The 17821-nt window shown below is 74.6% G+C and carries 20 protein-coding genes; 10 read left to right on the forward strand and 10 right to left on the reverse strand.

The genetic code is table 11. The features are described 5' to 3' along the window. Positions 1-65: 65 nt before the first annotated feature. Positions 66-866, forward strand: coding sequence for an enoyl-CoA hydratase-related protein (locus ACZ55U_RS21450; protein ID WP_465527815.1), 801 nt, complete (start codon positions 66-68; stop codon positions 864-866). Positions 867-869: 3 nt separating this feature from the next. Here the strand turns inward: ACZ55U_RS21450 and ACZ55U_RS21455 are convergent, their stop codons facing one another. Together ACZ55U_RS21455 and ACZ55U_RS21460 are read right to left on the reverse strand one after the other, a co-directional pair. Further along, a complete protein-coding gene (locus ACZ55U_RS21455; protein WP_465527817.1) occupies positions 870-1454 on the reverse strand; it encodes a DNA-3-methyladenine glycosylase I in 585 nt (194 codons plus the stop codon). After that, complete coding sequence (locus ACZ55U_RS21460; RefSeq protein WP_465527819.1) at positions 1451-1891, reverse strand: DivIVA domain-containing protein; 441 nt, start codon at positions 1889-1891, stop codon at positions 1451-1453. The genes ACZ55U_RS21455 and ACZ55U_RS21460 overlap by 4 nt, the downstream gene beginning before the upstream one ends. 181 nt (positions 1892-2072) lie before the next feature. Between ACZ55U_RS21460 and folP the strand changes: the two genes are divergently transcribed. Next, the gene (folP, locus tag ACZ55U_RS21465; protein ID WP_465527853.1) at positions 2073-2885 is read left to right on the forward strand and encodes a dihydropteroate synthase; all 813 of its coding nucleotides are present in this window, start codon (positions 2073-2075) and stop codon (positions 2883-2885) included. A gap of 10 nt (positions 2886-2895) precedes the next feature. Here the strand turns inward: folP and ACZ55U_RS21470 are convergent, their stop codons facing one another. Together ACZ55U_RS21470 and dapE are read right to left on the reverse strand one after the other, a co-directional pair. After that, complete coding sequence (locus tag ACZ55U_RS21470; protein WP_465527821.1) at positions 2896-3705, reverse strand: LOG family protein; 810 nt, start codon at positions 3703-3705, stop codon at positions 2896-2898. A 110-nt stretch (positions 3706-3815) separates the two neighbouring features. After that, positions 3816-4892 (reverse strand): succinyl-diaminopimelate desuccinylase, encoded by a 1077-nt coding sequence (gene dapE / locus ACZ55U_RS21475; RefSeq protein WP_465527823.1) that lies wholly within the window; start codon positions 4890-4892, stop codon positions 3816-3818. A gap of 214 nt (positions 4893-5106) precedes the next feature. On the opposite strand from dapE, the gene ACZ55U_RS21480 reads away from it, so the two are divergent. Further along, positions 5107-6084, forward strand: coding sequence for a VldE C-terminal domain-containing protein (locus ACZ55U_RS21480; protein ID WP_465527855.1), 978 nt, complete (start codon positions 5107-5109; stop codon positions 6082-6084). A gap of 306 nt (positions 6085-6390) precedes the next feature. Beyond that, a complete protein-coding gene (locus ACZ55U_RS21485) occupies positions 6391-7212 on the forward strand; it encodes a hypothetical protein (protein ID WP_465527825.1) in 822 nt (273 codons plus the stop codon). 150 nt (positions 7213-7362) lie between these two features. Here the strand turns inward: ACZ55U_RS21485 and dapC are convergent, their stop codons facing one another. Beyond that, positions 7363-8511, reverse strand: coding sequence for a succinyldiaminopimelate transaminase (gene dapC / locus ACZ55U_RS21490; RefSeq protein WP_465527827.1), 1149 nt, complete (start codon positions 8509-8511; stop codon positions 7363-7365). A gap of 20 nt (positions 8512-8531) precedes the next feature. Then, complete coding sequence (fdxA, locus tag ACZ55U_RS21495) at positions 8532-8858, reverse strand: ferredoxin (RefSeq protein WP_030061559.1); 327 nt, start codon at positions 8856-8858, stop codon at positions 8532-8534. A gap of 136 nt (positions 8859-8994) precedes the next feature. On the opposite strand from fdxA, the gene ACZ55U_RS21500 reads away from it, so the two are divergent. Together ACZ55U_RS21500 and ACZ55U_RS21505 are read left to right on the forward strand one after the other, a co-directional pair. Continuing rightward, on the forward strand, positions 8995-10002 hold the full coding sequence (locus ACZ55U_RS21500; protein ID WP_465527857.1) for a GNAT family N-acetyltransferase: 1008 nt from the start codon (positions 8995-8997) through the stop codon (positions 10000-10002). A gap of 73 nt (positions 10003-10075) precedes the next feature. After that, entirely contained in the window at positions 10076-10948 is an 873-nt protein-coding gene (locus ACZ55U_RS21505; protein ID WP_465527859.1) for a transglutaminase family protein, read from the forward strand. Between the two features lie 9 nt (positions 10949-10957). Here ACZ55U_RS21505 and ACZ55U_RS21510 read toward each other — a convergent pair whose 3' ends face one another. After that, a complete protein-coding gene (locus ACZ55U_RS21510) occupies positions 10958-11587 on the reverse strand; it encodes a response regulator (protein WP_465527829.1) in 630 nt (209 codons plus the stop codon). A 76-nt stretch (positions 11588-11663) separates the two neighbouring features. Here ACZ55U_RS21510 and ACZ55U_RS21515 point away from each other — a divergent pair, with 76 nt between their 5' ends. Both ACZ55U_RS21515 and ACZ55U_RS21520 read left to right on the forward strand, forming a co-directional pair. Beyond that, the gene (locus tag ACZ55U_RS21515) at positions 11664-12602 is read left to right on the forward strand and encodes a helix-turn-helix domain-containing protein (protein WP_465527831.1); all 939 of its coding nucleotides are present in this window, start codon (positions 11664-11666) and stop codon (positions 12600-12602) included. Continuing rightward, positions 12602-13096, forward strand: coding sequence for a GNAT family N-acetyltransferase (locus tag ACZ55U_RS21520; protein ID WP_465527833.1), 495 nt, complete (start codon positions 12602-12604; stop codon positions 13094-13096). Before ACZ55U_RS21515 ends, ACZ55U_RS21520 begins: the two co-directional genes overlap by 1 nt. A gap of 152 nt (positions 13097-13248) precedes the next feature. On the opposite strand, the gene ACZ55U_RS21525 is transcribed toward ACZ55U_RS21520, so the two are convergent. From ACZ55U_RS21525 to murJ, 3 genes are read right to left on the reverse strand one after another with little or no spacing between them, the layout of a single operon-like run. Continuing rightward, positions 13249-13605 carry a hypothetical protein gene (locus ACZ55U_RS21525; RefSeq protein WP_465527835.1) on the reverse strand — a complete coding sequence of 119 codons (357 nt, stop codon included), beginning with the start codon at positions 13603-13605 and terminating at the stop codon, positions 13249-13251. A gap of 13 nt (positions 13606-13618) precedes the next feature. Further along, a complete protein-coding gene (locus ACZ55U_RS21530; protein WP_465527837.1) occupies positions 13619-13942 on the reverse strand; it encodes a hypothetical protein in 324 nt (107 codons plus the stop codon). Next, positions 13939-15510: a murein biosynthesis integral membrane protein MurJ gene (gene murJ, locus ACZ55U_RS21535; protein ID WP_465527839.1), complete on the reverse strand. Its 1572-nt coding sequence runs from the start codon at positions 15508-15510 to the stop codon at positions 13939-13941. Before murJ ends, ACZ55U_RS21530 begins: the two co-directional genes overlap by 4 nt. Before the next feature lie 143 nt (positions 15511-15653). Between murJ and ACZ55U_RS21540 the strand changes: the two genes are divergently transcribed. Further along, positions 15654-16319, forward strand: a complete 666-nt coding sequence (locus ACZ55U_RS21540) for a response regulator transcription factor (RefSeq protein ID WP_465527841.1) — start codon at positions 15654-15656, stop codon at positions 16317-16319. A gap of 2 nt (positions 16320-16321) precedes the next feature. Beyond that, positions 16322-17731, forward strand: coding sequence for a sensor histidine kinase (locus ACZ55U_RS21545; RefSeq protein WP_465527843.1), 1410 nt, complete (start codon positions 16322-16324; stop codon positions 17729-17731). Positions 17732-17821: the final 90 nt, after the last annotated feature.

Genomic DNA, 17821 nt, shown 5'->3' on the forward strand with positions numbered 1-17821 from the left:
CCCCGCGTGCTCCGGCATCCTGACACACAGCACCGACACCGCCACGACTCCGGGAGCCCTCACCCATGTCCGATTCCGTGCAGTACGAGCTGGACGGCGGCCTGGCCGTCATCACCATCAACCGCCCGGAGGCGATGAACGCCCTGGACGTCGCCACCAAGGTCGCGCTGCGCGACACCGTGACCGCCGCGGCCTCGGACCCGGCGGTGCGCGCCGTCCTGCTGACCGGCGCGGGCGAGCGGGCGTTCTGCGTCGGACAGGACCTGAACGAGCACCTGGCGATGCTGAAGCGGGCCGAGGAGACCGGTGAGGGCGCGCTGCGGACCGTCGCCGAGCACTACAACCCGCTGGTGCGGGCGCTGGCCGGGATGCGCAAGCCGACCGTCGCCGCGGTCGGCGGGGTGGCGGCCGGCGCGGGCGCCTCGCTCGCCTTCGCCTGCGACTTCCGCATCCTCTCCGACCGGGCGGGCTTCAACACCGCCTTCGCCGGGATCGGGCTGACCGCCGACTCGGGCGCCTCCTGGACGCTGCCCCGGCTGGTCGGGCACGCCAGGGCCACCGAGCTGCTGATGCTGCCCCGGACGGTGAAGGCCGCCGAGGCGATGGAGCTGGGCCTGGCCACCAAGGTGGTGGCGGCCGAGGAGCTCGCCGCCACCGCCCGGGTCTTCGCCCGCGAGCTGGCCGAGGGACCGACCGTCGCCTACGGCGCCATCAAGGAGTCGCTGGCCTACGGCGCCTCCCACTCGCTGGACGAACTCCTCGACAAGGAGGACGAGTTGCAGACGCTGGCGGGCGAGAGCGAGGACCACCGGATCGCGGTGCGCGCCTTCATCGCCAAGGAGCGGCCGAAGTACCTGGGGCGCTGAGGCTCAGCGACCCGCCCCGATGCGGACGTGGCAGTCCGCCAGGTGGTCGTCGACCAGTCCGCAGGCCTGCATCAGGGCGTAGGCGGTGGTCGGGCCGACGAAGCGGAAGCCCGCCTTCTTCAGCGACTTCGCCAGCGCCGTCGACTCGGGGGTGACGGCCGGCACCTCGGCCGGCGTGCGGGGGGCCGGCCGGTCCGGGTCGGCGGCGAACCGCCAGATCAGCGCGTCCAGGCCGCCCTCCAGGTCGAGGGCGGCCCTCGCGTTGGCGATCGCCGCCTCGATCTTGGCCCGGTTGCGGATGATGCCGGTGTCGGCGAGCAGCCGCTCCTTGTCCGCCTCGCCGAACTCGGCGACCCTGGCGATCTCGAAGCCGGCGAAGGCGGCCCGGAAGCCCTCGCGGCGGCGCAGGATGGTCAGCCAGGACAGGCCGGACTGGAAGGCCTCCAGGCAGACCCGTTCGAAGAGGGCGTCGTCGCCGTGCACCGGGCGGCCCCACTCGGTGTCGTGGTAGACCCGGTAGTCGTCGGTGGACTCGCCCCAGCCGCAGCGGCGCAGACCGTCCGCACCGAGCACCGCGCCGTCCGTCACCGCTCCCGCCCCGGCTTCGCGTCCTCCGGCGCGGGCTCCGCGGCCGGCTGCTTGGTGAGCGCCACGGCCGGCTCGGCCACCCGGGCGAACTGCTCCAGGCCGGGCAGCGGTTCGGCCGCCGGGTCGGGGGCGCCGGTCGCCTCGACCGCGCCGCGCAGGTGGGCGGCGGCCTCCAGCTCGGCGATCCGCGCGTCCCGGTAGGCGAGTTCGGCGCCGAGGCGGTCCAGGACGTCGTCCACCTCGTCCATCCGGTAGCCGCGCAGCGCCATCGGCAGGCGCAGGTCGTCCACGTCCGCCTTGCCCAGCGGGCGGTCCCGCGGCAGTCGCGCGGACAGGCGGTCCGGTGCCGCCTCCGGCATCGAGCCGCCGCCGCCCAGCGCCACCAGGGCGGCGCCTCCGACCACCACGGCCATGGCGACCACGATCACCCAGAACACGAGCTGTCCTCCCGAACTCCCGGCCGGTCCGCTATGTGGTGGCAGGTAACCACACTGATCATGACAGCATGGTCCCTTAGTGAGGCCGGGGGCCATCATCGCACCCGCAGGAGCTCTGGAGGAGACATCGGTGGCACTGCGCCTGGGACCGCGGGAATTCGGTGACGACGAGCTGGTGATCATGGCGATCGTCAACCGGACGCCGGACTCCTTCTTCGACAAGGGGGCGACCTTCGCCGACGAGGCCGCCTTCGCCGCCGCCGACCGGGCGATGGCCGAGGGCGCCGCGATCCTGGACATCGGCGGGGTGAAGGCCGGGCCCGGCGACGAGGTCACGGTCGAGGAGGAACTGGGGCGCACCGTCCCCTTCGTGGCCGAGCTGCGCAAGCGCCACCCCGAGGCGGTGATCAGCGTGGACACCTGGCGGCACGAGGTCGGCGAGGCGGTCTGCGAGGTGGGCGCCGACCTGCTGAACGACGCCTGGGGCGGGGTGGACCCGAAGCTCGCCGAGGTGGCCGCCCGGCACGACGTCGGGCTGGTCTGCACCCACGCGGGCGGCGCCGAGCCGCGCACCCGGCCGCACCGGATCGGGTACGAGGACGTGATGGCGGACATCCTGCGGGTCACCGTGGGGCTCGCCGAGCGCGCGGTGGGGCTGGGCGTGCGGCGGGACGCGGTGATCATCGACCCGGGGCACGACTTCGGCAAGAACACCCGGCACTCGCTGGAGGCCACCCGGCGGCTGCCGGAGATGACCGCGACCGGCTTCCCGGTGCTGGTCTCGCTCTCCAACAAGGACTTCGTCGGCGAGACCCTGGACAGGCCGGTGAACGAGCGGCTGCTCGGCACCCTGGCCACCACGGCGGTCTCGGCCTGGCTGGGCGCCCGGATCTACCGGGCGCACCAGGTCGCGGAGACCCGCCAGGTGCTGGACATGGTCGCCTCGATCCGGGGCACCCGCCCCCCGGCGGTCGCCCGCCGGGGGCTGGCCTGAGGAACCGCCGTCAGATCTCGCCCGCGGGCCGGCGGGCGTCGGCGAGGATCTTCATGACCTCGTCGACCTCGTCGGTGATGTGGAACAGCTCCAGGTCGTGCGGGGCCGCCTTGCCCTGCGCGACCAGGGTGCCCTTCAGCCACTCGAAGAGGCCGCCCCAGTAGGCGCTGCCGAAGAGGATCACCGGGAAGCGGGTGACCTTCTTCGTCTGCACCAGGGTGAGCGCCTCGAACAGCTCGTCCAGCGTGCCGAGGCCGCCGGGCAGGACCACGAAGCCCTCCGCGTACTTCACGAACATCGTCTTGCGGACGAAGAAGTAACGGAAGTTCAGCCCGAGGTCGACGAACTCGTTGAGGCCCTGCTCGAAGGGCAGCTCGATGCCGAGCCCGACGCTGAGGCCGCCGGCCTCCGAGGCGCCGCGGTTGGCGGCCTCCATCGCGCCCGGGCCGCCGCCGGTGATCACCGCGTAGCCGGCCTCCGCGAGGGCCCGGCCGATGGCGACGCCCGACTGGTACTCGGGCGAGTCGACCGGGGTCCGGGCGGAGCCGAACACGCTGATCGCGGGCGGGAGTTCGGCAAGGGCACCGAAGCCCTCGACGAACTCGGAGGTGATCCGCAGCACCCGCCACGGATCGGTGTGGAGCCAGTCGGTGGGACCGGTGGTGTCCAGCAGGCGCTGGTCCGTGGTGCTCGTGCCGACCTGGTCCCGGCGCACCAGCACCGGGCCCTTCTGCTTCTCGGGCCAGGCCTTCTTCTTCCGCGGTACCCCGACCTGCTCGGGGCCGTGACCGTACTGCTTCTCGTCTCCTGTGCCTGTCATGACGGAACCCTACGCCGACCTCCCCCCGTTCCCGGACAACGGGGGAAGGTCGGTTGGGCATCCGGAAGGTGGCTTTCGGCTGTTGGTCGGACGAGCGCCACCGTCGGCGGTCAGCTGGTCAGCCAGGCGCGCAGCCGCTCCTCGACCTCGGCGATGGCGCTCAGCGAGCAGTGCTCCTCGCGCTTGTGCGCCAGGTTCGGGTCACCGGGGCCGTAGTTGACGGCCGGGACGCCGAGCGCGCTGAACCGGGCGACGTCGGTCCAGCCGAACTTGGCCCGGGCCTGGCCGCCGGTGGCCTCCAGGAAGGCCTGGGCGGCCGGCTGGGAGAGTCCGGGCAGGGCGCCCGGGGCGAAGTCGGTGACGGTCAGCTCGAAGCCGTCGAAGACCTCGCGCACGTGCTTCTCCGCGTCCGCCTCGCTGCGGTCCGGCGCGTAGCGGAAGTTGACCGTGACGACGCACTCGTCCGGGATCACGTTGCCGGCCACGCCGCCGTCGATCCGCACCGCGTTCAGGCCCTCGCGGTACTCCAGGCCGTCGATCTCCACCCGGCGCGGCTGGTACCGCGCGAGCCGGGTGAGCACCTCGGCGGCGTGGTGGATCGCGTTGTCCCCCAGCCAGCTGCGGGCCGAGTGGGCGCGCACGCCGGTGAGCCGCACCTGCGCCCGCAGGGTGCCCTGGCAGCCGCCCTCGACCATGGCGCCGCTCGGCTCCATCAGCACCGCGAAGTCGCCGGCCAGCCACTCCGGGTGGTCCTTGGCCAGGTGCCCCAGGCCGTTGCGGTGGGCCTCCACCTCCTCGCAGTCGTAGAAGACGAAGGTGAGGTCGCGGTTGGGCTCGGGCACGGTGGCGGCGAGGCGCAGCTGGACGGCCACGCCGGACTTCATGTCGGAGGTGCCGCAGCCGTAGAGCAGGTCGCCCTCGACGTACGAGGGGACGTTGTCGGCGATCGGCACGGTGTCCAGGTGTCCGGCCAGCACGACCCGTTCGGCGCGGCCCAGGTTCGTCCGGGCGACCACGTTGTTGCCGTGGCGGTCCACGGTGAGGTGCGGGTAGCCGCGCAGGGCGGCCTCCACGGCGTCGGCGAGCGCCTGCTCGTCGCCGCTCACCGAGGGGAAGTCGACGAGCCGGGCGGTCAGCGCGCCGCCGTCGAGAGTGAGGTCCAGGGGCGTCGGGTTCGGGCTGCTCATGCCGCCAGCCTAGTCCGCCCGGTGTGGTCCTCCCGTGACACGGATCGGCTCCGGTTCGGCAACCGGGAGGCGCCGCACATCCGTCCGAGTGGGTACGGTGTCGGATCAAGGAGCAGGCGCGAGAGGGGCGAGGGTGGCCAGGAGAAGGAGCGGCGAGGAGCTGGGGGACGAGGCGGAGGAGCCTCGTCGCCGCGGGCCGCTGCGCGCCCTGCTGATGGTGATCGTGGGGCTGCTCGGCCTCGCCCTGGTCGCCGGCCTGGCCGTGGTCGGCGTCTGGTGGTTCGGCTTCAAGCCGGGCGTCTCCGAGGAGTGCACGGTGAAGACCGCGGCCGGCAACGGCACGCTGGAGCTGCCGCAGGCCGCCAACGCCGCGACGATCGCCGCGGTGTCGCGCTCGCGCGGGCTGCCGGACCGGGCCACCACGATCTCGCTGGCGACCGCCATGCAGGAGTCCAAGCTGCGCAACCTGGCGGGCGGCGACCGGGACTCGATCGGCCTCTTCCAGCAGCGGCCGTCGATGGGCTGGGGCACCCCGGCGCAGATCTCGGACCCGGTGTACGCGACCAACAAGTTCCTGGACGGCCTGGTCAAGGTCCCCGGCTACACCCGGCTGCCGCTGACGGACGCCGCGCAGGCGGTGCAGAAGAGCGGCTACCCGCAGGCCTACGCCAAGCACGAGACCAAGGCGACGCTGCTCACCTCGGCGCTGGCCGGCCGCGAGCCCGCCTCGTTCTCCTGCGTGGTGCACGACTACGCCAAGCCGGATCCGGCGGACTCCCCGGGCGCCTCCCCCACCGCGGGCGCCACCCCCGTGGCGGCGGCGGACCGGACGCAGGTGCTGTCCGACCGGGTGCGCCGGGAGTTCGGCCGGACGGTGACCCCGGCGGCCGGCTACGCCTCGACCATCAAGGGCGCCGAGAACGCCGTCTCGCTGACCCCGGACCCGGCCGGCGCGGCGCTGACCTCAGCCTCGGACGCCGGGGCGGACGGCGGGGTGAGCGCCGAGCGGGCCAGCGGCTGGGAGGTCGCCCACTGGGCGGTCGCCCAGGCCCAGCAGCTGGGCATCGCGACGGTCGCCTACGACGGGAAGATCTGGCGCAAGTCCAAGTCCGAGGACGGCTGGCAGACCCAGGCCTCGGGCACCTCGACCAAGCTCGTCCAGGTCACCCTGGCGCCGGCCGACAAGAGCTGACGCACGGGTGTTCGGGTTGCCGCCGAACGGGTGATTCCGGTCAACTCCGGTGGACCGACCGCCCGTTCCGGCGAACCAGGCTGGAGAACCGTCACTTCCCATGGCCGGGGCCGCTTCGGCGGCGTCCGGCCGACCCGGGGGTGACACCATTTCCGGTCATACGATCTGATCGTCAGCTGGGCTTCTTCCTTGCACCGGCCGAAACCTTCTGGCTTCTCAAGCGGTAACAACGTCGTCCGCCCGGTCGGCCACGCCCGGCCCTCCCGGGTGGACGGGACGGACCCAGACCCCCCTTCGAGGAGCCCCATGTCTCACCCCCTCACGCGCCGGATCGCCCAGGCCGCGCTCATCGTGGCCGCCGGAGCGACCCCGCTGGTCGCGGCCGGCTCCGCGTCCGCCCTGGGCGGGGACGCCCTGCTGCCCAAGAGCGACCTCGCGGCACCGCTGGGCCAGCTGACCAACACCGACACCGGTTCCACCCTTCAGCACACCACCCACCAGCTCGGCCAGGCGGCCGGCAGCACCGGCGCGGCCACCGTCGCCGCCGGCGTACCGGCCTCCGCCGACGCCGCGGGCAACATCGTCGCCCAGCAGCTCCCGGAGGCGAACGAGAAGGCCGGCTCGCTGACCGCCCCGGTCGACCAGACCGCGGCCACCGCCGGCCAGCTGTCCTCGGTCACCCCGAAGGTCGCCTCGACGCTGGCCGGCAAGCTCGGCGAGGCCGTCACCGGCAAGGCCGACGCCGCCCCGCGCAGCGCCACCGCCGGCACCGGCCCGCTCGACGGGCTCACCCAGACCGGCTCGGTCACCCAGGCCCTGCCGGCCGCCGGCACGCTCACCGGTGCCGTCCCCGGCGGCACCGCCGTCGCCGACGCGCTGCCGGTCGGCGCCGTGCAGCGCGCGCTGCCGCTCGGCTCGGTCGAGCGCGCCCTGCCGTCCGACGTGCCCGCCACCGACGTGCTCGGCCTGGCCGAGCACGGGTCGGCCAACCGCCTCGGCGGCGCCGACCTCGGCCAGAACAACCCGCTGTCCGGCCTCACCGGCGCCCTCGGCCCGCTGGGCGGCGTGCTGAACAGCCTCGGCGGCGGCGGCCTCAACGGCGGCAGCCTCAGCGGCCTGCCGCTGTAGGGCTCGGCGGCCTGCCGGCCGCGGGGCTCAGCGCTGTAGGGCCCATCCGCTGTCGGCCCCACCGCAGTCGGCCCCGCTTCGACGGGAACCCCGAAGGGGGCCGGTGTCCGTGACACCGGCCCCCTTCGCCGTACGGTCCGCCGGGACCGGTCAGCGCGCCGCGCCCAGCCGCTCCACGGCCGCGGCGACCCGCTCGTCGGTCGCGGTGAAGGCGACCCGCACGAAGCGGTCGCCGGCCGGCCCGTAGAAGTCGCCGGGCGCGACCAGGATGCCCAGCGCGGCCAGTTCGGCCACGGTCTCCCAGCACGGGCGGTCCTGGGTCGCCCACAGGTAGAGGCTCGCCTCGGAGTGCTCGATCCGGAAGCCGTAGGCCTCCAGCGCCGCCCGCAGCGCCGAGCGCCGGGCCGCGTACCGCTCCCGCTGCTCGGCCACGTGGGCGTCGTCCGCGAGCGCCGCGACGGTCGCCGCCTGGACGGGCGCCGGCACGATCATGCCGCCGTGCTTGCGCACCTCCAGCAGTTCCCCGACCACCACCGGGTCGCCCGCCACGAAGGAGGCGCGGTAGCCGGCCAGGTTGGAGCGCTTGGAGAGCGAGTGGACGGCCAGCAGGCCCTCGTGGCCGCCGCCGCAGACGTCCGGGTGCAGGACGGAGACCGGGTCGGCCTCCCAGCCCAGCTCCAGGTAGCACTCGTCGCTGACCAGCAGCGCCCGGTGTTCCCGCGCCCACTCGACGGCGCGGCGCAGCTCGTCCGCGCCCAGCACCCGGCCGGTCGGGTTGGACGGCGAGTTCACCCAGAGCAGGCGCACCCGGGAGCCGTCCAGCTCGTCCACCGAGTCGTACTCGACCGGCTCGGCGCCGCACAGCCGGGCGCCCACCTCGTAGGTCGGGTACGCCAGGCGCGGGTAGGCGACCTGGTCGCCGGGGCCGAGGCCGAGCTGGGTCGGCAGCCAGGCCACCAGTTCCTTGGAGCCGACGGTCGGCAGCACGGCCCGCGGACCGAGCCGGGCGCCGAGCCGGCGGTGCAGCCAGCCGGCGATCGCCTCGCGCAGCTCCAGCGGACCCCAGACCGTCGGGTAGCCGGGGGTGTCGGTGTGCGCGGCCAGCGCCTTCTGGACCACCTCGGGGACCGGGTCCACCGGGGTGCCGACGGAGAAGTCGCAGAGGCCGCCGGGGTGGGCCAGCGCGGTCTTCTTGTACGGCTCCAACTTGTCCCAGGGGAACACGGGGAGCCGGTCCGAAACGCGGCGCGCCGCCCCCGGGTGGCCCGGGAACGGCGCGTGCGTGCTGTTGGTGCTCACAGCTGATGTGCCACCGATCGTCAGTGGTCGGCGTTCTGCGGCGGCAGAGCGGCGATGAACGGGTGGTCACGCTCGATCAGGCCGAGCTTCGAGGCGCCGCCGGGCGAGCCCAGGTCGTCGAAGAACTCGACGTTCGCCTTGTAGTAGTCCTTCCACTCCTCCGGAGTGTCGTCCTCGTAGAAGATCGCCTCGACCGGGCAGACCGGCTCGCAAGCGCCACAGTCGACACACTCATCCGGGTGGATGTAGAGCGATCGCTCGCCCTCGTAGATGCAGTCAACCGGGCATTCTTCGATGCACGCCTTGTCCTTCACGTCGACACAAGGCTGCGCGATGACGTAGGTCACGCTGTCGTTCCTCCTCGGAAGGGCCTCGCGGCCCGTTCTGTTCTGCTGCCGTGCGCGGTGAGCGCGGCGTCGTCGATGCCCGCCCCTAGTATCGCGGGTCGGAGCCCGCAAATGCACAGGAGGTGGCCAGATGCCGATCGAGAACCCGCCAGGCGACCGCCCGGAAGTCCGGATAGATCGCTCTGACGTGGGACGACGCGTGTCCGTCCGGCGCCTCGCGGAGTTCGTGGACGACCGGCCGGTGTTCCGGGATGCGATCGGCGTGCTCACATCGTGGGACGATCTTGGGTTGACGGTCGCCCCGCGCTCCGGCGAGCCGGTCTCTTTCCCGGAGAAGCTCCTGGTCGCGGGCAAGGTCGTGCCGCCGTTCCCGGCCCGGCGCGCCCCGCTGCCGGCCGCCACCGCCGTCGAGCTCCAGCGGATCGCCGGGCGCGCCTGGCCCGCCGTCGAGCAGGAGCCGCTCGGCGAGTGGACCCTGCGCGCCTCGGCCGGGTTCACCCGGCGGGCCAACTCCGTCCAGGCCCTCGGGGACCCGGGGATGGCGCTGCCTCAGGCACTCGCGGCCGTCCGCGCCTGGTACGCGCAGCGCGGGCTGCCCGCGTACGTCGAGGTGGTCACCCCCGGCTCACCGGAGCCGCTGGTCGCCGAGCTCGACCGGCTGGGGCCCGGCTACGCGCACTGCCGGGTGCGCACCGCCCCGCTGGCGGCACTCGCCCGGGCCGGCTCCGGAACGGACCGCGTGCGGCTGTCCCGGACGGCGGACGCCGCGTGGACCTCGATGTACCGGCGGGTGGGTGACGACCCCGCAGTGGAGGAGGCCGCCCGGCGGGTGCTGCACGGCGGCCCCTCGGTCTGGTTCGCCACCGTGCCGGGCGCGGCCGGGCAGCCGCCGCTGGCCATCGGACGCTGCGCCGTCGACGGCCCGTGGGCCTGCTTCGGTGCGATCGAGGTCCAGCCGTACGCCCGGCGGGCCGGACTGGCGACCGCCGTCATGGCGGTGCTCGCCTCGCGCGCCGCCGAGGAGGGGGCGAGCGGCGGGTACCTCCAGGTCGAGACGGGGAACGCGGGGGCGAACGCGCTCTATGACGGGCTCGGCTTCACGACCAGTCACACTTACCACTACGCCCTCCTCCCCCAGGAGTAGCGGCCGGCCCGTTCCGTCCCTCCGTTTGTCCGCCGTCTTGTCCGTCCGCCGTACGAAAGCCGTCGCCGTCACCGTGACCGAGCAGAGCAGAGACCGCTTCCGGACCGCCGCCCGCGCCGAGCAGCCCGACCCGGTGCTGCTGTGCCTGCTCGCCGCCGCCGAGCACGGCATGGTGCCCGACCCGGGCGACCCCGGCGAACCGCCGGAGGTGGACGCGCTGCTCGCCGCCTGCGAGGCCGCGCTGGAGCGGCACGCGACGGCCGTGCGGCTGGCGGTCGCCGAGCGGGCGCCCACCGGGCCGGAGGAGACCGCCGCCCTGCTCGCCGCGGTGCTCGGCGGGCGGGAGCGCTTCCACGGGCGGCAGGCGGACTACCGGCGGCTGGAGTCCTCGCTGCTGCCCGACGTGCTGCGGCGCCGGCGCGGACTGCCGATCATGCTCTCGCTGGTCTGGATGGCGGTCGGACGGCGGGCCGGGCTGACCGTCCACGGCATCGCGCTGCCCGGCCACTTCATCGTCGCCGTGGGCGGCCCGGGCGCCGGCGAGGAGTACGTCCTGGCCGACCCCTTCCACGGCGGCCGGCTGCTCGACCAGGAGGACGCCCGGCGGCTGGCCGCAGCGGCCGGGCAGGAGTTCACCCCCGCCCTGCTCACCCCCGCCCAGCCGCTGGACATCGTGCTGCGGGTGCTCGGCAACATCCGCGCCTGGGCCGCCGACCGCCCCGAGCACGCCCGCACCCAGCTCTGGGCCACCGAACTCGCCCTGCTGCTGCCCCGGCACCCGGCCCAGCTGCGCCTGGAACGGGCCGAACTCCTCGTCCGCACCGGGGACTTCCTCGGCGGCTCGGCGGAGATGGACGCCTACGCGCGGATCCTGGACGCCTTCGACCCGGACACCGCGGCCAAGGTCCGCCAGGAGGCCCGGGCGGCCCGGCACCGGCTCAACTGAGCCGGCCCGTCAGAGCCAGCCCTTCTCCCGGGCGATCCGCACCGCCTCGGTGCGGTTGCGCGCCTCGGTCTTCTGGATCGCCATCGACAGGTAGTTGCGGACCGTCCCCTCGGACAGGTGCAGCCGCCTGGCGATGTCCGCGTTCACCGCGCCGTCGGCGGCCGCGCCCAGCACGTCCCGCTCGCGCGCCGTCAGCGGGTTGGCGCCCTCCGCCAGGGCGGCGGCGGCCAGCGCCGGGTCGATCACCCGCTCGCCGCGCAGCACCCGGCGGATCGCCTCGGCCAGCTCGGCGGCGGGCGCGTCCTTCACCAGGAAGGCGTCCGCCCCCGACTCCATCGCCCGGCGCAGGTAGCCGGGGCGCCCGAAGGTCGTCGCGATGACGACCTTCGTCCCGGGCGCCCGGCGGCGCAGCTCGGCGGCCGCCTCGATGCCCGTCATCCCCGGCATCTCGATGTCCAGCACGGCGACCTGCGCGTCGCTCGCGAGCGCCGCCGCCACCACCTCGTCGCCGCGGCCGACCTGGGCGACGACGTCGATGTCCCCCTCCAGCCCGAGCAGCGCGGCCAGCGCCTCCCGGACCATCCCCTGGTCCTCGGCGAGGAGGACCCGGATCGAGGCCCCGTTGTCAGTGTCGTTCATGGCCACGACCTTAGGGGGTGCCCGACCCGACCGGCGGGGTTGAGTCTCCCCCGGGGGGAGACGCCAAGGTGGCCCCATGGACGGCAGCGACACGCTCTACTCGATCGGCGACCTCGCCCGGCGCACCGGACTCACCGTCAAGGCCATCCGGTTCTACGCCGACACCGGCCTGGTGCCGCCCACCGGCCGCACCGCCGCCGGCTACCGGCGGTACGACGTCCACGCGCTCGCCCGGCTGGACCTCGTCCGCACCCTGCGCGAACTCGGGCTCGACCTGCCCGCGATCCGCCGGGTGCTGGAGCGGCAGGCCCCGCTGCGCGAGGTGGCCGCCGCGCACGCCGAGGCGCTGGAGGTGCAGATCCGCACCCTGCGGCTGCGCCGGGCGGTGCTGCTCGCCGTCGCCCAACGCGGTTCCACACCCGAGGAGACGAGACTCATGCACAAGCTCGCCGAGCTCTCCGACGCCGAACGGCGGCGCCTGGTCCACGACTTCATCGACGAGGCCTTCGGCGGCCTGGACGCCAACCCGGAGTTCGTCGCCATGATGCGCTCGGCGATGCCCGAACTCCCCGACGAGCCCACGGTGGAGCGGGTCGAGGCCTGGGTCGACCTGGGTGAACTCGTCCAGGACCCGGACTTCCGGGCGGCGGTCCGCCGGATGGCCGAGCAGCAGGCCGCGGAGCGCGCCGACGGCGACCGGAGCGGACTGCACCACGCGCTCACCGAGACCGTGAGGACCCTGGTCACCGGCGCCCTGGCGGACGGCATCGACCCCGCCTCCCCCGCCGCCGACCCGGTCCTCGCCGCGCTCACCGCCGCCTACGCCGAGGCCTTCGGCCGCCCCGACGACACCGCCCTGCGGAGCTGGCTGCTCGGCCGCCTGGAGACCGCCGGGGATCCGCGCGCCGAGCGCTACTGGCAGCTGCTGGCCACCGTCAACGGCCGGCCCGTCCCGGAGAGCCTGGCCGGGGTATTCCGCTGGCTCACCGAGGCCCTGCGCGCCAGACTGGCGTGATGCCCACCCTGGAACCGCTGCGCCCCGACCACGCCGACGCCCTGCTGGCCTTCGAACGCGCCAACCGCGCGTACTTCGCCCGCAGCGTCCCGGACCGCGGCGACGCCTACTTCGCCGGGTTCGCGGACCGCCACGCCGCCCTGCTCGCCGAGCAGGCCGAGGGCACCTGCCGGTTCCACGTCGTGCGCGACGCGGCCCGCGAACTGGTCGGCCGGGTCAACCTGGTCGACCTCGCCGACGGCAGCGCCGAACTCGGCTACCGGATCGCCGAGTCCGCCGCCGGGCGCGGCGTCGCCACCGCCGCCGTCGCCGAGGTCTGCCGCCTCGCGGCCACCGCCTACGGGCTGACCGTCCTCACCGCCGTCACCACGGTGGACAACCCGGCCTCCCGGGCCGTCCTCGCCCGCAACGGCTTCCGGCTCGCCCGCGAGTTCACGCTCGGCGACCGCCCCGCCCTCGCCTTCCGCCGTTCCCTGGCCGACCTCGTGGCGTAGGTCCCGTCCGGCCGGTCCCGGCGGAGCGGCCCGCGGCGCCGGGCGTCGGCCGGGCGTGCCGGCGGACCGCCCTCGTACGGGTGCACTCGGTCGGCTCGCCGGTGCGTCCGGGCGGGCTGCCCAGGGCCCGGGCGCCCGGCCGGGCCGGTGCCCTACTGCGGCAGCCAGCGCCGGGCGGCTTCGAGGCTGTCCGCGATGCTGGTGTTGAAGGCGAGGGCGGCCCCGGGGGCGTGGCGGCGGACCAGGTTGACGACGAGCTCGAAGAAGGGCAGCGCCGGCTCCGGCTTGCGGATGCCGCCGCCGATGACGACGACGTCCCAGTCCCGGCCGGTCAGGGCCGCCACGACGGCGGGCTCGGCGGTGTCGTCGGGGGCGACCAGGGCCGTGGCGACGTCGATGCCGTGCTCGGCGAAGCGGGTGAGTTCGTGGTCGAGGACGGCTTGCATCGCGTCGCCGTCCATGCCGGGGACGGCATGCGGGTCGAAGCCGAGGATGAGTACGGTGGCCATGCCCGACAGGACGTCAGTCGCCGTCGGAGGGTTCCCCGCCGAGGAAGCGGGCGGCGTCGGCGAGGGTGAGTTTGGGGTCCGTCCAGGAGCAGACCTCCAGCCAGGAGAGCCGGCCGTCCTCCGCGAAGAGGAACACCTCGCCGTCGGAGCCGATCGCCGCCTCGGCGACCACGTCGGAGCGGGCGCCGTCCCCGACGCCGGCGAAGAGGGCCGTGCTGCAACCGCACCGGCAGCGGGACTCGACGCGCAGGTGCGGGAGCTGGGCGCGCAGGGGGTGGCCCTCGGGGAGGAGGACGTCGAGGACCCGGGCGACATCGGCGGGCAGGAGAGTCATCATCGTCTGCGCAATCGTGTGGTGAGGGCGGACAGTTCGTCGATCCGGAGCAGGTGGGCGAGCAGCAGGTAGCCGACGGCGAGGGTCCCGGCGGCCGGCAGGAGGCCCCACCGGGTGACCCACCAGGCGGCGGCAGCGGCCGGCAGGGCCGCCGACAGGACCTTCACGTGGTCGCCGAGGACCCGCAGCGGCCCGAGGCGTCGGCGCAGCAGCACGGAGGCGGCGACGACGGTCAGCAGGAACGACCCCCCGTAGCAGCCGGCCATCCCGGTGACGGCCCAGCGCAGCGGCAGCAGCCGGTGGCAGAGCACCGCCCCCAGCGCCGTCGCCGCGACGGGCAGCAGGTTGAGCAGGAACGGCGTCCGGCTGTCGCCGAGCGCGTAGAAGGTGCGGGTCAGCGCGTACGAGGCCGAGTAGAGGACCAGGCCCGGCGCGAAGGCGGTCAGCATCCCGGCGATGGCCCGGACGTCGGCGGCGCCGGTCCGCCCGTGTCCGAAGGCGAGGTCGCACAGCTGCGGCGCGAGCACCGCGAACGCGCAGGCCGCCGGGACGCTGACCACCGCGATCGTGCGGAGGCTGCGGGCCAGCAGGGCGCGCACGGCCCGCGGGGAGCCGGCGGCCGCGCTCAGCGCGGGCACGGCCGCCGTCACCACCGACACCGTGACCACCCCGTGCGGCACGATCCAGAGCAGGTACGCGCTGCTGTACGCGGTGTACCCGACGCCGGGCAGCCCGGCCGCGGCGGCCCGCTCGCCGGCCACGGTCGACAGCCTGGTCACCACCCAGTAGCCCACCTGGTCGCTGAGCACCAGCAGCAGCGTCCACCCGGCGGCGCGCAGCGGCTCGCCGAGCCCGGCCTCCCGCCAGTCCCAGCGCGGCCGCAGCCGCACCCCGGCGGCCTTCAGGCAGGGCAGCAGCACCAGGCTCTGCGCCACCACGCCGGCCGTCGTCCCGGCCCCGAGGACCGCGAGGTCACCGTCGTCGAGGGAGCGCCGGCCCAGGTACCAGCCGAACACCCCGATCACCACCAGGTTGTTCAGCACCGGCGCCCACGCCATCGGCGCGAACCGCCGCCGGGCGTTGAGCAGCTGGCCCAGCACCGTGAACAGCCCGTAGAAGAACACCTGCGGCAGGCAGAGGTAGGCCAGCAGCACCGTGCGGTCCAACTGCCCGCCCCCGTACGAGGTGTACGCCCGCACCACGTACGGCGCGCCCGGCACCACCACGGCGGTGAGCACCAGCAGGGCGACCACCAGCACCGTCACCAGCCGGTCGACGTGCGCGGCGCCGCCGTCCGCCGACTCCTCGGCCGCCCGCACCAGGTGGGGCACCAGCGCGGTGTTCAGCGCGCCGCCGATCAGGAGCACGAACAGGATGTTGGGCACCGTGTTCGCGACGTTGTACCCGTCCGCGAGCACCCCCGAGCCGAGGACGGCCACCAGGACCGCCGACCGTACGAAGCCGGTGCCCCGGGACACCACCGTCCCCGCCGCCATCACCAGGCTCGGCGGCAGGGCCCGGCGCGGTCTTCGGTGGCGGGCGGGCACGCCGGGGACCTCGACAACGGACATCCGCCGGCCCCTTCCGCCTCACACGCCGCCCCGAACGGATCGGCGAATCCGGCGAGAGCATGCGCCAAACCACCTGAAGCCAGGCTGAGAAAGCTGAAGACCGCTTAAGGAGCGGATCCGGCGCCGGTGGCATCCTGATCCGCATGGAGATTCTGGTGGTGGAGGACGACGCCCAGGTCGCGGCGGCCGTACGGCGCGGGCTGGAGGCCGAGGGCTACACCGTCGACCTCGCCCCGGACGGCCTCACCGGCCTGCGGCTGGCCCGGCGGCACGCCTACCGGGCCATCGTGCTGGACATCATGCTGCCCGGCCTGAACGGCTACAAGGTGTGCGAGGCGCTGCGCGCCGACGGCGTCACCACCCCGATCCTGATGCTGACCGCCAAGGACGGCGAGTACGACGAGGCCGAGGGCCTGGACACCGGCGCCGACGACTACCTCACCAAGCCGTTCTCCTACCTGGTCTTCCTGGCCCGCCTGCGCGCCCTGATCCGCCGCAGCCAGACCCCCGGCCCGCTGCTGCGGGTCGGCGACCTGTGGCTGGACCCGGCGGGCCGCCGCTGCGGCCGGGGCACCGCCGAGATCACCCTCACCGAGCGGGAGTTCGCCGTGCTGCGCTGCCTGGCCGAGCACCCCGGCGAACTGCTCTCCAAGCGCCGGATCGTCGACGAGGTGTGGGACATCGCCTTCGACGGCGAGGAGTCCATCGTCGAGGTGTACATCAGCATGCTGCGCCGCAAGGTGGACACGCCGTTCGGCGTCCGCTCGATCACCACCGTGCGCGGCGCCGGCTACCGCTTGGAGGCCTGACCGTGCTCAGCCGCCTCTCCACCCGCCTGCGCACCGCACTGGCGGCCGGTCTGACGGCGCTGCTGCTGCTCGGCGGCGGCGCCTGGTGGCTGCGCGGGCACCTGTACGACGCCCAGATGGAGGCCGCCGAGGCGGACGCGAGGGCGCAGTCCCGGGAGATCAGCAACGGCTACAAGCTCGGCCGGCAGGTGGTCGACGACTGGCAGCTGCCGTACGTGGTGCTGGGCAACGACGGCCAGGTGCTGTACACGGGCGGCACGCTGACCACCCAGCACCTGGCCGGGCCGCTGCCGGCCGCCGTACCGCACCTGGCGCCGGACAACTGGCAGTCGGTCCAGCGGATCACCATCGGCCCCGCGGGCGAGGCCGCGGCCAACCGCTACTCGGGGCGCACCTTCACCGCGATGGGCAGCTGGAGCCCCCTGCTGCGCAGGGACGGCGACCAGACGAAGCCGCAGGTCGGCCCGGTCACGGTGTACGTGCTGGCCACCCCGTTCGCCGCCGAGGCCTCGCTGCGCACCATCGACCCGGTGCTCCGGGTCGGGGTGCCCCTCGCCGCCCTGCTGGTCGCCCTGACGGCCTGGGCGGCGACCAGCCGGGCGCTGCGCCCGGTGGACGCGATCCGCGCCGAGCTGGCCGAGATCGGCGAGCACCGGCTGGACCGCCGCGTCCCGGTGCCGCGTTCCGACGACGAGATCGCCCGGATGGCCCGGACGACCAACGCCACCCTGGACCGGCTGGAGCGCTCGGCCGTCCAGCAGCAGCGCTTCGTCGCGGACGCCTCGCACGAGCTGCGCAGCCCGATCGCGGCGCTGCGCACCAACCTGGAGGTGTCGCTGGCGCACCCCGAGCGCACCGACTGGCCCGCGGCGACGGCGGAGGCGCTCACCTCCGTCGAGCGCCTCCAGCAGCTCACCGAGGACCTGCTGTTCCTGGCCCGGGGCTCGGACCCGGCGGCGGCCGGCCAGTTCACCGCCGTCGACCTGTCGGCCGTGCTGCGCGAGCTCGCCGACCAGTACCGTCCGGTCCTCGGCGCCCGGCTCGCCCTGCGGGTGGACGCGCCCGAGGCGGTGCCGGTGCGCGGCAGCCGCATCCGGCTGCACCGGCTGGTGCGCAACCTGCTGGACAACGCCCAGCGGCACGCGGACGCCGAGGTGGTGCTGTCCGCCCGGCGGACCGCGTACGGCGCCGTCCTGGAGGTCCGGGACGACGGCCCGGGCGTGCCCGCGGAGGACCGCGAGCGGATCTTCGAGCCGTTCACCCGGCTCGACGAGGCCCGCAGCCGGGACGCCGGCGGCAGCGGCCTGGGCCTGGCCATCGCGGCGGACGTCGCCGCCCGGCACGGCGGCACCCTGCGGGCCGTCCACGCGCCGTGCGGCGCCCGGTTCGTCCTGGAACTGCCGTCCGCCTAGATGACTGATGCCAAGGGCTCGCCTGCGCGCATGACATGAAGCGAGGGAGTCCAAAGATCGGTTGTGACGCCTGATCTGGACTCCCTCGCC

Source organism: Kitasatospora sp. NPDC034533, from assembly GCF_055575155.1.